We start from the raw sequence: 13,751 nt of genomic DNA, 5'->3' as shown, positions 1-13,751 counted from the left end.
CCATGTTCCGCCCCGTCACGATCCTGGCGCTGGCCCTGTTCCTGGCCCTTCCGGCCCATGCGGCCCCGCTGGTGGTGGTGGAGGCCAAGGGTACGGACCTGACCCCCGGTGCCACCATTGATGACAAGGTCCCGCTGACCCTGGCTGATGGGGCGCGGTTGGTCCTGATCGGTGAGGACGGGTCGCAGGTGACGCTGCGCGGACCGTTCAAGGGCACCCCGGTCAGTGTCGGACAGGGGGCCACCCAGCCATTGGCGGGCCTGTTGTCGGCACGGGGTAACGACACGACCAGCCTGGGGGCCGTGCGGGATGCCGGAACGCCGGGTCCGCTGCCGGACGCGTGGGTGATCGACCCGGCGGTATCGGGTGCGGTCTGCGTGAAGCCGGGCCAGGAACTGGTGTTATGGCGGGCCGATTCGGCCAAAGCCGCCAGCCTGACCCTGATGCCCGCCGACCGGGCCTGGACCGCCAATGCCGAATGGCCGGCGGGGGAGGGGCGCTTGGCCCTGCCAGAACTGCCCATCACTGATGGTGGGACACTGCTGTTTGAGCTGGACGGGACAGCGTCGGCGGTGACGTTCCACCAGTTGCCGACCAGCATCTCCGCGCCGAAAATGGCGGCCGGCTGGATGGCAGCCAAGCAGTGCGACCGGCAGGCGCGCGCGCTGCTGGCCGCGAACTGATCAACCATGCCCGTTCGCCGCCTCACGACCATGCTTGTGATCCTGCTGCTGGCGGGTCTGGCCCCGGTACTGCTGGTACGGGCGGCCCCGTTTCTGCAGGGGATCGAGAATTGGGTGGCGGATTATCGGGTGGCGACCCTGACACCGGCGCAACCGCAGCAGCCTGACATCGTTATTGTCGCCCTCAATGAGGATACGCTGGCGCGGTTTCCCTATCGTTCCCCCGTCGACCGGGCGTTCCTGGCCGATCTGCTGCGCAATTTGCAGGCCAAGGGGGCGAAGGCAGTTCTGTTGGACGTGCTGCTGGATCAACCCACGGAAGCGGTAAAGGATGCTGCCCTGGCGGCGGCCCTGCGTGAACTGACCATCCCGCTGGTGGTCAGTCACGGCAGTGCCGCAGAAGGGCTGACCGAAGCGCAAGTGGCCTATATTAACGATTTCGTGCCGCCCGACCGGCGCGGCTGGGCCAACCTGGTCAAGGATAATCTGGATGGAACCGTCCGTTGGATTTTCCCCGGCAAACCGGGGGCGGATGGACAGTGGCAGGCCGGCGTGGTGCCGGCCCTGGCAGCGCATCTGGGCCTGTCCCCCCCAAAAAGCCTGATACCCATCGCCTGGCGCGGACGGCCCGATGCCGCGACGGCCCCTTTCCGGCAGTTTCCGGCCCATGCTGTCTCGCTGCTGCCGCCGGCCTGGTTCAAGGACAAGATTGTCCTGGTGGGGGCCGACCTGTCGGACCGTGACCGGCATGTGACGCCCTATCGCACGGCCTTTGCCGGTAATGCCGGGGTGTTGCCCGGTATCACCATCCATGCCCATGCGCTGTCACAATTGCTGGAGCAGCGGACGGCCCCGAACCAGGGGTTGGCGCTGGCGGTGGCTGCCGGGCTGATCGCGGCAGGCCTGGGTTTGATCCTGGGTCTGGTGGAAATCTCGCTATGGCTGCGTGCGCTGCTGGGGTTCGGGGTGGTGGCGGGTCTCTGGCTGCTGGCGGGGCCGGCCTTTGCCAAAGGCAATCTCTTGCTGCCGCAGATCGGCCCCTCCTTGTCAGTGCTGCTGGGCCTGTGGCTGACCGATATCTGGCGCGGACGGCAGGAGCGGGACCAGAAACGGTTCGTGCAGGCGGCTTTTGCCAAATATCTGTCGCCGGTCCTGCTGGATGATATCCTGAAGGACCCGTCAAAATTGTCTATCGATCCGAAGCGTCGTGACATGTCTTATGTCTTCACCGACGTTGCCGGTTTCACCACCATATCGGAGGGCATGGACGCCACAACCCTGGCGGATGTCATGAACCGGTATCTGGACGGAATGGTGAAGGTTGTGTTCGCCCATGGCGGTACGGTGGACAAGTTCATCGGTGACGCCGTCTTTGCCCTGTTTGGGGCCCCGCGCGATATGCCGGACCATGCCGCCCGTGCAGCCGCTTGCGCCCTGGAGCTAGATCGGTTCGCGCAATCCTTCCTGGCGGCGGAAACCGCGGCGGGGCGTCCCTTTGGCATGACCCGTATCGGGGTTCATTCCGGCCCGGCCAGCGTGGGCAATTTCGGGTCCGAGGCGCGGTTTGAATATACTGCCCTGGGCGATGCCGTGAATACGGCCGCCCGGCTGGAAGGCCTGAACAAGTATTTCGGTACCCGGGTGGCGATGAGCGGGGCGACGGCGGAGCGCTGTCCTGACCTCCCGCGCCGGCCCATCGGCCGGATCGTCCTCAAGGGCAAGACCGAACCCATCGCGGTGTTCCAGCCCCTGACGGATGAAGAGGCGGCAAGTGTCTTCATGCAGGGCTATCAGCGGGCCTATGCCGCCTTGGCGTCGGGACAGACGGGGGCAGCAGCACTGTTTGAGGCCCTGGCGATGCAGCAGCCTGATGATGGGCCGGTCGCGCTGCATCGTGAACGGCTGGCCAAGGGCGGGGACAGCGACCTTGTCATCATGAGTGACAAGTAGTCCCAACATTACCTTGCCAGCGCGGGTGCAGGGAACGATAACCACCGTATGCTAATTCAGGGATCGGGCAATGGCCGAAGGTATCCTCAACCGTAAATTTGTTCCCGCTGGCAAGCAACTGTTCCTGACCGGAGACCGGGGCGAGCATATGTATTTGGTGCAATCGGGCCGCATCCGCATCTGGCGGGGCGAACCGGAGCATCCGGTCGTGCTGGCCGAGGTGGGGCCGAACTGTCTGTTCGGTGAAATGGCCCTGATCGATGAAGGGACCCGGTCGGCCTGCGCCCACGCGGTGGAGGATACGACGCTGATCGTCATTTCCGGGGAAAAGGTGCGCCAGCGTCTGGCCGATGCCGACCCGTTTGTGGCCAGCATCGTCCGCATTCTGGCCCGTAATCTGCGCGCCGCCAATGACCATCTGGAAGGTTTGATGGGCCAGGTACTTGCGGTCAGCGCCATCAAGGCCCGCGAGATTGCCCCGAACGAAGATGTGAAGACCCTCAGCAGTGGTGCGGCCGAGGAATAATCACGCCTCTGCCAGAAGCGGCCAGGCGTCCTTGCAGCGTTCGGAAAAGATGCGCAGGTGGCCGATGGCGCGTACGCCGGCGGCGGCCACCGGGATCGTGTGGTGGCTGACACGGGCTGCGGGGAAAAAGGCGGCATGGTCGCGCACCACATCAGGCGGGATCATCTCATCATCCTCGATCGCGATCAGCCGCACCTCTCCCGTCATGCGTGAGAGGTCGGGCTGCGGCAGAGCCCGCCCCCAGTCATGCCGGTAAAAGCCACGCCGGATACACCAGCGGCGCCATTGCCAGAAAGCGCGGGCAGGCAGGTCAGCCCCCTGGCCCAGGATGCGCCCCGGCAGATAGCCCAGGGTCAGGGTGGCGACCGGGCCCAGCAGAAACCAAAAGGCCATGGCCTTGCCGATGAAGTGGCGCGGGTGGCGGGTCCAGTGCGCCGGGCCGGTGGCGACTGTGGTCAGGCGACGCACCATGCCCGCCTTTTCATGAAAGGGCAGGCCCATGCCCCCCAGCGAATGGCCCATCACCTCCAGCGGCACCCCCGAAAAACGGGCCGCCAGCCAGTCCAGTGCTGCGCCCTGGTCCCGAACGGCCCAGTCCCCCATATCCGACCGGGCCCGGCGTACCGGCCCGCGGGCTGAATGGCCGCAATCGCGGTAATCATAGATCAGCACCGCTGCCTGCCGGTACTGGGCGAACCAGGCGGCAAAGCGCGCATAATAATCCCGCGGCACACCGGTGGCTCCGTGCATGACCATCGCCAGGGCCGGTGTACCCCCCGCGAGCGGCAGGAACAGCCGCCCCGCCAGAACCGGCCCGTCGGCACAGGGAATGTTGACTGTTTCTTCCGATTGTGCGCCGTCGGCCTGTTGCATGGGATTTGTCCTTCAACAAGGGTACCGGGCAAAAGATAACGAACGATCGTGCTAAATACAAGCGGGTGATTGTGGGTGTGGCCCCTCTCCTGCCCTTTCGCGCTGATTGCCAGATGCCCACGACGCTCTATATGGTGTAGTTGGGAGATAACAGGCAGAAGCCAGGACAACAATGCGGGCGAAAAGGCCGACGTCCTTTGACATTGCGGAACTGGCGGGTGTGTCGCAATCCACCGTGTCGCGCGCCCTGCGCCATGACAGCATGGTCAGCGAAGATACGCGTCTGAAGGTGGAACAGGCGGCGCGACAGTTGAATTATAAGGTGGATGTCAACGCCCGCAACCTACGCTCGCAGCGCACCAATACCTTGGCCTTGCTGTTGTATGAAGATCCAGGGACATCGGAGTCGCTGATCAATCCGTTTTTCCTGTCCATCCTGGGCAGCGTCACGCGGGCCAGTGCCAAACGTGGTTATGATCTGTTGATTTCGTTTCAGCAGTCCAGCGCGGACTGGAACGCCGACTATGCGGCCTCCAAACGGGCCGACGGCATCATCTTCCTGGGCTATGGTGATTACACAGCTTATCTGGACAAGATATCGTCCCTGGATGAAGCGGGAATCGAATACATCACCTGGGGCCCGGTGATCCCCGGCCAACCAGGTCACTTCATCGGTTCGGACAATGTGCAGGGCACGGCAGAGGCCGTGTCACATTTGATTGCCACCGGCCACCGCGATATCGCCTTTCTCGGCGATATATCGGAGAATTGTCCCGAATATCGTGACCGGCACCAGGGTTATCTGAAGGCCCTGGCCGCCTGTGGCCTGTCGGCCGACCCGGTCCTGCGCATCGACAGCCAGACCTCTGAGGAGGCGGGATATGCTGCGGCCATCCGTCTGCTGGACAGTGGGCACCGGTTCGATGCCGTGGTGGCGGCCTGTGATCTGGTGGCCATCGGGGCGCTGCACGCGCTGCGCGACCGGGGTGTCTCGGTGCCGGGCGACGTGTCGGTGGTCGGGTTCGACGATATCCAGGCCGCCAGCTACACCAATCCACCGCTGACCACCGTCCGCCAGGATACGGTGGCGGCCGGTGAGTTGCTGGTGGAGAACCTGTTGCGGCTGATGAATGGCCGGTCGTTGGAGCAGACCATCATCCCCGCCCGCTTGGTGCTGCGCGGGTCGACCCGACGGCGGGAATAGGTTTACCCAGCGTTCTGCCTGCAGGGCCTTGGCTTTAAACCAATATCGGCGCGCCGTCGGCCAGGGCCGCCAGACCGTCGGCCGTCACACGCAGGTGACGCAGGGTGCCCGGCGGGCCGTCCAGGCTGGCCGCCGCCAGTACATGACCATCGACGTCCCATTGCGACAGGCGCCAGTCGCCGGCGCGCAGCCAGTCCTCTTGCGTGGTCATGCTGGGGCCCGTCTCCGCCGTCGGCGGGGTGACGGTGAAACCCGTCAATTCCTGTGACAGGCCACGGCCCGTCGCCTTGATTACCGCTTCCTTCAGGTTCCAGATGCGCATGAACCGGGTACGCTTGGCATCTTCATCCAGTTCCGTGCCGATCTGTGCGACTTCCTGCGGGGAGAACCAGCGGTCGGCGATGTCCAGTTCGACAGTCCGGTTGGGCACCAGGGGTTCAATATCGACCCCGACCTCCCCCTGCGCAGAGACGGCAACGGCCACCATGGACCGTGTATGCGACAGGTTGAAAGACGCGCCGCCACGCACCAAGACCGGTTTCCCATACGGCCCGGCATTGAAGGCCAGCGATCCCGGCGACCGGCCGGTCCAGGCGCCCAGGAACAGGCGGGTCAGGCCGTGGGCGGCGATATAGGCGTTTCTGTCTGCGTCGAACTGGAAACGGGCGGCGCGTTCCCGCTCCGTCCGGTCGAGCGTGTGGGAGAGGGGCGCCAGATCCCGCGTGCCCAGGCCATCCACGGCTAAGGTCAGCACGATCACGTCATGTCGCCAATCGCCACGCACGGAAAAACCGTCCCGCATCCGATGCCCCCTATTCCCCAGAAAGCGCGGATCATAGGCGTTTCGACTTGGTTTGGTAAGAACAGAAGCCCCGACGCAGGGTGAAGGCGGCCCCGCGATTCCCGAAGGGCGGGCGATTTCATGTCTGTTACCGACCCGTTACAATATTCCCGACCCCAATGCCGCGAAATCATTTTGCGTCGATATCAGTTCTAAGCATTATCAGTGTCTTGTCGGCAGCGGGCCCATCCGGACATGGGCCCGGTCGTATGGCTGGGGGTTGGGATGGGGTATTGGCAGGGACGCACGGCGCGCCTGGTGGCAGCCGTTTCTTTTGTGTTTTCGGCCGGTTTGGGACTGGTTCCCATGGCCTTGGCTGACGCAATCGAACAGACCAAAGGCAGTTGGCAGGACAAGTTCCGCCAGTTGGACGTGGACCTGCCCACCCCCAATACCTATCGCACCGCATCGGGCGCACCCGGCCACCAATATTGGCAACAGCGCGCCGATTACAGCATGGACCTGAAGCTGGACGCGGAAGGCAAGCGTCTGACCGGGCGCCAGACCGTGCGCTACCACAACAACTCCCCCGACACGCTGCGCTATCTGTGGCTGCAGCTGGATCAGAATATCTTCAAGGAAACATCCATCGCCGAACTGACCCGCACGGCCAGCCCGGCCAAGGATGGTGGTGATCAGATCAGCTATGGCACCTTGGCCCGCGCGCAGGCGCTGAAAGACACCCAATATGGTGTCGAGGTGGGGTCCGTCACGGATGAAGGCGGGCGCAAGCTGCCCTACACAATCGTCGACACGATGATGCGCATCGACCTGCCCCGGTCGCTGGCCCCCGGCGCTAGCTTCACCTTCAAGGTGGAATGGGCGCACAATATCATCAATCAGGATATTGTCGGCGGCCGCAGCGGGTATGAGCATTTCCGCGACAACAACACCGATCTGTTCTTCCTGGCGCAATTTTTCCCGCGCATGGCCGCCTATACCGACTATGCCGGCTGGCAGCACAAGGCCTTTCTGGGGCGTGGCGAATTCACGCTGGAATTCGGCGATTACGATGTCGCCATCACGGTGCCGGCCGATCATATCGTATCGGCGTCGGGCGAATTGCAGAATCCCAATGAGGTGTTGACGCCAACACAGCGTGATCGCCTGGCCAAGGCCGCCAAGGCCGATCAGCCCCTGTTCATTGTGACCCCTGACGAAGCCCTGGCCAATGAGAAGGAGACGGATAACGGCTCCAAGACCTGGCGCTTTACGGCAAAGAATGTCCGCGACTTTGCCTTTGCCAGTTCCAACAAGTTCATCTGGGATGCGATGGGGGTGAAGCAGGATAATCCTGTGGGCAATCCCGTCCTGGCCATGTCCTTTTACCCGAACGAGGCCGAACCGCTCTGGTCGAAATATTCGACCTGGGCTGTGGCGCACACGATCAAGACCTACAGCAAATATTCCTTTGCCTATCCGTACCCGACAGCACAGTCGGTGAATACCTGGGACGGGGGCGGCATGGAATATCCCATGATTTCCTTCAACGGTTTTCGTCCTACCACGGACAAAAAAACCGGCAAGCGCACCTACTCCGCCAATGCGAAATATGGTCTGATCGGGGTGGTGATCCATGAGGTCGGGCACTTCTATTACCCGATGATCGTGAATTCCGACGAGCGGCAATGGACCTGGATGGATGAAGGCCTGAACACCTTTGTCCAGAACGTCGCCCATCTGGAATGGGAGGAGTATTTCGGCGAACACCGTCGTAACCCGAACCTGCCCGCCGCAATCACCAGTTACATGACCAGTCAGGGTCAGGTGCCGATCATGACCCAGTCGGACTCGGTCTTACAATTCGGGCCCAATTCCTATACCAAGCCGGCCACGGCATTAACCATCCTGCGCGAGACGGTGATGGGTCGGGAATTGTTCGACCACGCTTTCCGTGAATATTCACAGCGCTGGAAGTTCAAGCGCCCCACCCCATCGGATTTCTTCCGCAGCATGGAGGATGCGTCGGGTGTGGATCTGGACTGGTTCTGGCGCGGTTGGTTCTATACGACCGACCATGTCGATATTGACCTTGCCAGCGTGCGTGAATACCGCATCTCCACAGGTAATCCGGATATTGAAAAGCCGCTGGAACGCGCTGAATACCGTCGTGACAATGCAGAACCGCTGGCCCAGATCCGCAACCGCGAACAGGGGATAAAGACCCTGCTGGAGCAGGAACCCGGCCTGAAGGATTTCTATAATGAGAATGACCAGTTCACGCCCACCAACAAGGACCGCAACAAGTTTGCCGATTTGATCGAGGGGCTGGAACCCTGGGAACGTGAGGCGCTGGCGCGGGCAGAGAAGGATGGCGACTGGGTGTATTTCCTGGACTTCGCCAACAAGGGCGGGCTGGTCATGCCGCTGCCGCTGCAACTGAAATATGCCGACGGGACCGAGGAGTTCATGATGATCCCGGCGGAGATCTGGCGTTACAATGCCAAGGCTGTGACCAAGATGCTGATCTTGCGCAAGCAGGTGGTGGCGATTGAGCTCGACCCGCGTCAGGAGATTGCCGACGCCGATGTTTCCAATAATGCCTACCCGCGCAAAATCGCCGCTTCGCGCCTTGAACTCTACAAGATGAAGGACGAGCAGAAGGACCTGATGGCCGACATGCTGGTTGAACTGAAGGCCAAGAAGGAAGGGGAGGGCAAGGAAGGGGCCAAGGACGTGCCATTGACGCCCGGAGGGCAGCAGTGACCCATGACCTTAACGGCCGGCGTCAGTTTCTGGCGCTGGCAGGGGCCGGGCTGCTGATGGGCTTCGCCCGGACGGCCAACGCGCACCGGGCCAAGGCGGCTTTGACCCTGGTCACCTGGAACAAGGCGGCTGGACTGCTGGAAATCGACCATGCGTTGCATGCCCATGACGCGGAAGTCGCCCTGTCCCGGACCGGTGGGGTCGGTGCCCCCGATCTGTCACGGCTGGAGGATCAGGCGCGGCTGGCGCTTTATGTCGAGGCGCGTTTCGCCCTGACCCTGCCTGATGGTCTGACCCTGCCCTTAAAAATACTGGGAGCGGAGTTGCTGGGCGATAACATCCATGTCTATCAGGAAGTCCCCCTGACCGCACTGCCAGCCCGTCTCCTGGTACGCAACATGATCCTGCGCGATATCTTCCCGACACAGATCAACCAAGTGAATGTTGATACCGGGCGCGGCCCCGACCGGATTCGTACCCTGACTTTCCTGGGGAACGACGGGGAAAAGGACGTGGCCTTGTAACAGTGGCAATTCCCTCCTTCCTCCCGTATATTGAGCGAAATTGTTAACGCTAACAGTGCCGGAAAGCCGGTGCGGGGGGAGGAGATGGGTTTGCTGCACTATGGGGCAAAGTGCGCCCTGATCATGTCTGCGGTGCTGCTTTCAATGCCGGTCCTGGCGGCCGATTGTGGGCCGGACGCGCTGGGCACGAGCCGTACCTTGCTGTTGAAACGTGGCACGGGTGGTGCCTTTGGAAGTTTGCAGCATGCAGCTCTGCCGGGTCTGGCGCCCGGAGAGGTGGTGCTGACTTTTGATGACGGGCCGGTGCCGGCATTGACACCGCAGGTCCTGGACGCACTGAAAGCGGAATGCGCCAAGGCCACCTTCTTTATGACGGGCAGCAATCTGGATACCCATGGCGAGATTGCCAAGCGGGTCACCGAAGAGGGCCATTCGGCGGGTATCCATAGCTATAGTCACCCGCAGCTCGGCACTTTGAGCGCGGCGGCGCAGTTGGACGATCTGTCACACACACAGGCGGCCTATCAGCGAGTGTTTGGCGTGCCAGCCCCATCCTACCGCTTTCCGTTCCTAGGGGAAACTCCGGTGTTGATGGCGGCCCTGGCTAAGGATGGCGTCACGGTCTTTTCCATTGACCTGGGGATCACCGATTGGCAGCCCGCCGATACAACCGCCATCCTGGCTGACCGCTTGTCCAAGGCCCTGGATGAGAAGGGGGGCGGCATCATCCTGATGCATGATGCCAATCCCCCCACTGCGGCGGCGATACCGACATTGCTGCGGGTGATCAAACAGAAAGGCTACAGGCTGGTGCATGTGGCATGGGAGGGGTGACGCTGTCCTTCCCCCGCCTGCACCCGGCGGGGCGCAGGCGGGGGGCCATCCTTATTGCTCTGTCACCAAATCCTTATAGGCATGCCAGCTTGCATGCCCGATCAATGGCAGGGTGAAGACCAGGCCGACAAACAGGGTCGCAATGCCAACCATCGTCAGAAAGACGATGATGAAGGCCCAGAGGGCCATGGCTGGCAGGTTGACCCGCACCGCCATGATGCTGGTCGCCATGGCAGTAAAGGCGTTGGTGCGCCGGTCCAGCAGCATGGGGATGGAGACGACCGAGACGGCAAAGGCGACGGCAGCGAAACCCGCCCCCACTGCCGTGCCGACGATCAGGAAGGGCAGGCTTGCCCCGCTCTGGAACAGCGTGGTGACCAGGGTGTCCAGGGTGGGCGACAGTTCAGAGAAGAACAGCGCATACATCAAGGTCGCCACCCGCACCCAGAACAGGTGCAGCAGCAGCAAAAGCACGCCCAGGAACCCGACCTGCAGCGGATTGACTTGCCAGGCTCTCAGTGCGCGGCCCAGATCGGGCGCCCGACCGGCGGCGATATCGCGGGATGTGGCGTAAAGCCCCACCGCAATCAGCGGTGCCACCAGTGTAAAGCCGGCGGTCAAAGGCAGCATCAACATCACATGGCCCGACCCTGCCACCAGCAGGGTCAGTGCCAGGCTGAACGCGGCGATCAGGGCGCCGTAGGTCAGGCTGACCCGCCAGGCAGCCCCCAGATCCGCCATGCCCAGTTGCAGCCAATGCCACGGCCGATCCACGGCGACGTGACGGATATGGGGCACCGGTCCACTGAATACAGGGACGGGGCCGACATCATCTTGTTGGTCGATTGTCATTTCCTACCCCAATAGTTCGGCAAGCATCGCTTTTTACGGCTTTTCTTGAGTATGGCAGGTTTTCCGGACATGGGAAGGGGGGCTATGCTTCAGGTGAATATTAGGGCTGTGAGAAGGTCTTGCCTGAAAGGTCTTCCTGGTCTTCGCGGGCAAGGCCGGTCCAGCGGCCGCCTGCCGGGCTTTCCATGCACCCACCCCCTTGATCTTCCAGTCACCGGATGTTTCCCGCCCGAACCATCGCCGCCTTGATGCATGTCAATGCACATCCCCCCGGCATGGCCCATGAAGGCAGGGTCGGGGACCGGGCAGGGGTCTGGTCCCGTTCAAAAAGTTTCCGCCGACACCGGGGGTTTGTCATGGGTGTAGCAATCGCCGACGGGGCGTATGGGGGCAACGGCCAAGCCGTACCCGTCGAGGCGTATCACGAGGACGTTGTCCGTGCTTTCGTGATCGCCGCCATGTTCTGGGGCATCGCGGCGTTTGCCGTCGGTGTCTATATCGCATTCCAACTGGCCTTTCCCGACCTGAATTTGGGCCTGGAATGGACCACATTCGGGCGGCTGCGCCCGCTGCACACATCCGCCGCGATTTTCGCCTTTGGCGGGTCCGCCCTGATCGGCTCGTCGCTTTATGTGGTGCAGCGTACCTGTCGCGCACCCTTGTTTGGTGGACGGGAATGGGGCTGGTTCATCTTCTTCGGCTACCAGCTTTTCATTGTGATGGCAGCCACCGGCTATCTGCTGGGCATCACCCAAGGTAAAGAATATGCCGAGCCGGAATGGTATGTCGATCTGTGGCTGACCCTGGTCTGGGTCGTCTATCTGGTCGTGTTTGTCGGCACGATCATGAAGCGGCGCGAGCCGCATATCTATGTGGCCAACTGGTTCTATCTGGCCTTCATCCTGACCATTGCGATGCTGCATATTGTCAATAATGCCTCGCTGCCGGTCAGCCTGACGGGCACCAAGTCCTATGTGGCCTGGGCCGGGGTGCAGGATGCCATGATCCAGTGGTGGTATGGGCATAATGCAGTGGGCTTCTTCCTGACCGCCGGCTTCCTGGGCATGATGTATTACTTCATCCCCAAGGCAGCACAGCGGCCCATCTATAGCTACCGCCTGTCGATCATCCATTTCTGGGCGCTGATCTTCCTCTATATCTGGGCGGGTCCGCACCATCTGCACTATACCGCGCTGCCCGACTGGACGCAGACGCTGGGCATGGTGTTCTCGGTCGTGCTGTGGATGCCAAGCTGGGGTGGCATGATCAACGGGATCATGACCCTGTCAGGCGCCTGGGACAAGCTGCGCACCGATCCGTCCTTGCGCTTCTCGGTCACCGCCGTCGGCTTCTATGGCATGAGCACGTTTGAAGGCCCGGTCATGTCGGTGAAGGCGGTCAACGGCCTGTCGCACTATACCGACTGGACCATCGGCCATGTGCATTCCGGTGCGCTCGGCTGGGTCGCCTTCATCTGCTTCGGCATGATCTATTATCTGGTGCCGGTCCTGTGGAAGAAGCAGCGGCTCTATTCCGCCCGCCTGGTCGAATGGCACTTCTGGACCGCAACTGTCGGCATTGTCTTCTACATCACCGCCATGTGGGTCAGCGGCATCATGCAGGGCCTGATGTGGCGCGCCTATGACGAATACGGGTTCCTTCAGTATTCGTTCGTGGAGACGGTCGCCGCCATGCACCCCTATTACATCATCCGTGGCATTGGCGGTCTTCTGTTCCTGACCGGCGCCATCCTGATGGTCATCAACCTGATCCGCACGGTTACCCGCAGCCCGGCCCTGGAGCCGGTGCCGCAGGGCGCCGCTGTGGCTGCCGAATAAGGGGGACGGAACCATGAAGTTCTCCCACGCGATCATCGAAAAGAACGTTATCCTGATGGCCGTCCTGACCCTGATCACGGTGTCGATCGGTGGTCTGGTACAGATTGTGCCGCTGTTCACGGTGGAAACCACCATCGAGCGGGTCGAGGGCATGCGCCCCTACAGCCCGCTGGAACTGGCCGGTCGCAACATCTATATCCGCGAAGGCTGCTATGTCTGCCATAGCCAGCAGATCCGTACCTTCAAGGACGAGGTCGAACGGTACGGCCATTACAGCCTGGCGGCAGAAAGCATGTTCGACCACCCGTTCCAGTGGGGGTCGAAGCGGACGGGGCCAGACCTGGCCCGTGTCGGCGGCAAATATTCCAACGACTGGCATGTGGCGCATCTGAACAATCCGCGCGCTCTGGTGCCGGAATCGATCATGCCGTCCTATGCCTTCCTGAACCGGCCGCTGACATTCGCGGATGCGGCGGATCATCTGAAGACACTGCGCGCCGTTGGCGTGCCCTACTCCGAAGATGACATCGCCAATGCCGCGAGCGATCTGAAGCTCCAGGCGGGTGCCCTTCCGGATGCGGACAGTGCCGACCTCCTGGCCCGCTATCCCAAGGCGAACCTGGGTGATTTCGACGGCAAGCCGGAACAGGTGACGGAGATGGACGCCCTGGTCGCCTATCTCCAGATGCTGGGCACGCTGGTCGATTTCACCAAGATCAATCCCGACGATCTGAAGCAGTGAGGGGGATGTCATGCATGAACTTCTCCCCCTTCTGAAACAGCTCTGGCTGGTCTGGTTCCTGGTTCTGTTCCTGGGCATCGTGTTCTGGGCCCTTCGGCCCGGTGCCAAGCGCCGGTTTGAGGCCGACGCCATGATCCCCCTGAACGACGATCCCAGCCCCGCCCGAAACAACAGGTGA

General features: G+C 62.1%; 13 protein-coding genes. 10 read left to right on the top strand and 3 right to left on the bottom strand.

The genetic code is table 11. From position 1 onward, the window contains the following. The first annotated feature begins 2 nt into the window (after nucleotides 1–2). The 3 genes from CHU95_RS21455 to CHU95_RS21445 all read left to right on the top strand — a co-directional run bounded on the left by CHU95_RS21455 (nucleotide 3) and on the right by CHU95_RS21445 (nucleotide 3,159). Nucleotides 3–683 (top strand): hypothetical protein, encoded by a 681-nt coding sequence (locus tag CHU95_RS21455; protein ID WP_094458393.1) that lies wholly within the window; start codon nucleotides 3–5, stop codon nucleotides 681–683. A 6-nt stretch (nucleotides 684–689) separates the two neighbouring features. Continuing rightward, nucleotides 690–2,633 carry an adenylate/guanylate cyclase domain-containing protein gene (locus tag CHU95_RS21450; protein ID WP_094458391.1) on the top strand — a complete coding sequence of 648 codons (1,944 nt, stop codon included), beginning with the start codon at nucleotides 690–692 and terminating at the stop codon, nucleotides 2,631–2,633. A 70-nt stretch (nucleotides 2,634–2,703) separates the two neighbouring features. Continuing rightward, the gene (locus CHU95_RS21445; RefSeq protein ID WP_094458390.1) at nucleotides 2,704–3,159 is read left to right on the top strand and encodes a Crp/Fnr family transcriptional regulator; all 456 of its coding nucleotides are present in this window, start codon (nucleotides 2,704–2,706) and stop codon (nucleotides 3,157–3,159) included. Here the strand turns inward: CHU95_RS21445 and CHU95_RS21440 are convergent, their stop codons facing one another. After that, nucleotides 3,160–4,032, bottom strand: a complete 873-nt coding sequence (locus CHU95_RS21440; RefSeq protein ID WP_094458388.1) for an alpha/beta hydrolase family protein — start codon at nucleotides 4,030–4,032, stop codon at nucleotides 3,160–3,162. Nucleotides 4,033–4,204: 172 nt separating this feature from the next. On the opposite strand from CHU95_RS21440, the gene CHU95_RS21435 reads away from it, so the two are divergent. Next, a complete protein-coding gene (locus CHU95_RS21435) occupies nucleotides 4,205–5,236 on the top strand; it encodes a LacI family DNA-binding transcriptional regulator (protein WP_094458387.1) in 1,032 nt (343 codons plus the stop codon). A gap of 34 nt (nucleotides 5,237–5,270) precedes the next feature. Here CHU95_RS21435 and CHU95_RS21430 read toward each other — a convergent pair whose 3' ends face one another. Beyond that, complete coding sequence (locus CHU95_RS21430; protein WP_094458385.1) at nucleotides 5,271–6,038, bottom strand: 4'-phosphopantetheinyl transferase family protein; 768 nt, start codon at nucleotides 6,036–6,038, stop codon at nucleotides 5,271–5,273. Between the two features lie 345 nt (nucleotides 6,039–6,383). Here CHU95_RS21430 and CHU95_RS21425 point away from each other — a divergent pair, with 345 nt between their 5' ends. From CHU95_RS21425 to CHU95_RS21415, 3 genes are all read left to right on the top strand, one after another. After that, nucleotides 6,384–8,783, top strand: coding sequence for a M1 family metallopeptidase (locus tag CHU95_RS21425; RefSeq protein WP_094458616.1), 2,400 nt, complete (start codon nucleotides 6,384–6,386; stop codon nucleotides 8,781–8,783). After that, the gene (locus tag CHU95_RS21420) at nucleotides 8,780–9,307 is read left to right on the top strand and encodes a DUF6702 family protein (RefSeq protein ID WP_094458383.1); all 528 of its coding nucleotides are present in this window, start codon (nucleotides 8,780–8,782) and stop codon (nucleotides 9,305–9,307) included. The genes CHU95_RS21425 and CHU95_RS21420 overlap by 4 nt, the downstream gene beginning before the upstream one ends. Nucleotides 9,308–9,391: 84 nt before the next feature. Beyond that, a complete protein-coding gene (locus CHU95_RS21415; RefSeq protein WP_094458381.1) occupies nucleotides 9,392–10,141 on the top strand; it encodes a polysaccharide deacetylase family protein in 750 nt (249 codons plus the stop codon). 51 nt (nucleotides 10,142–10,192) lie between these two features. On the opposite strand, the gene CHU95_RS21410 is transcribed toward CHU95_RS21415, so the two are convergent. After that, a complete protein-coding gene (locus CHU95_RS21410) occupies nucleotides 10,193–10,993 on the bottom strand; it encodes a DUF2189 domain-containing protein (RefSeq protein ID WP_094458379.1) in 801 nt (266 codons plus the stop codon). A gap of 356 nt (nucleotides 10,994–11,349) precedes the next feature. Here CHU95_RS21410 and ccoN point away from each other — a divergent pair, with 356 nt between their 5' ends. From ccoN to CHU95_RS21395, 3 genes are read left to right on the top strand one after another with little or no spacing between them, the layout of a single operon-like run. Further along, the gene (ccoN, locus tag CHU95_RS21405) at nucleotides 11,350–12,831 is read left to right on the top strand and encodes a cytochrome-c oxidase, cbb3-type subunit I (RefSeq protein ID WP_094458615.1); all 1,482 of its coding nucleotides are present in this window, start codon (nucleotides 11,350–11,352) and stop codon (nucleotides 12,829–12,831) included. A 13-nt stretch (nucleotides 12,832–12,844) separates the two neighbouring features. Continuing rightward, complete coding sequence (gene ccoO / locus CHU95_RS21400; RefSeq protein ID WP_094458377.1) at nucleotides 12,845–13,573, top strand: cytochrome-c oxidase, cbb3-type subunit II; 729 nt, start codon at nucleotides 12,845–12,847, stop codon at nucleotides 13,571–13,573. Nucleotides 13,574–13,583: 10 nt separating this feature from the next. Beyond that, complete coding sequence (locus tag CHU95_RS21395; RefSeq protein ID WP_094458375.1) at nucleotides 13,584–13,751, top strand: cbb3-type cytochrome oxidase subunit 3; 168 nt, start codon at nucleotides 13,584–13,586, stop codon at nucleotides 13,749–13,751.

This window comes from Niveispirillum lacus, assembly GCF_002251795.1.
Taxonomy (GTDB): Bacteria; Pseudomonadota; Alphaproteobacteria; order Azospirillales; family Azospirillaceae; genus Niveispirillum; species Niveispirillum lacus.
Note: the sequence above shows the minus strand (reverse complement) of the source record. Positions and strands in the feature narration are given on the sequence as shown.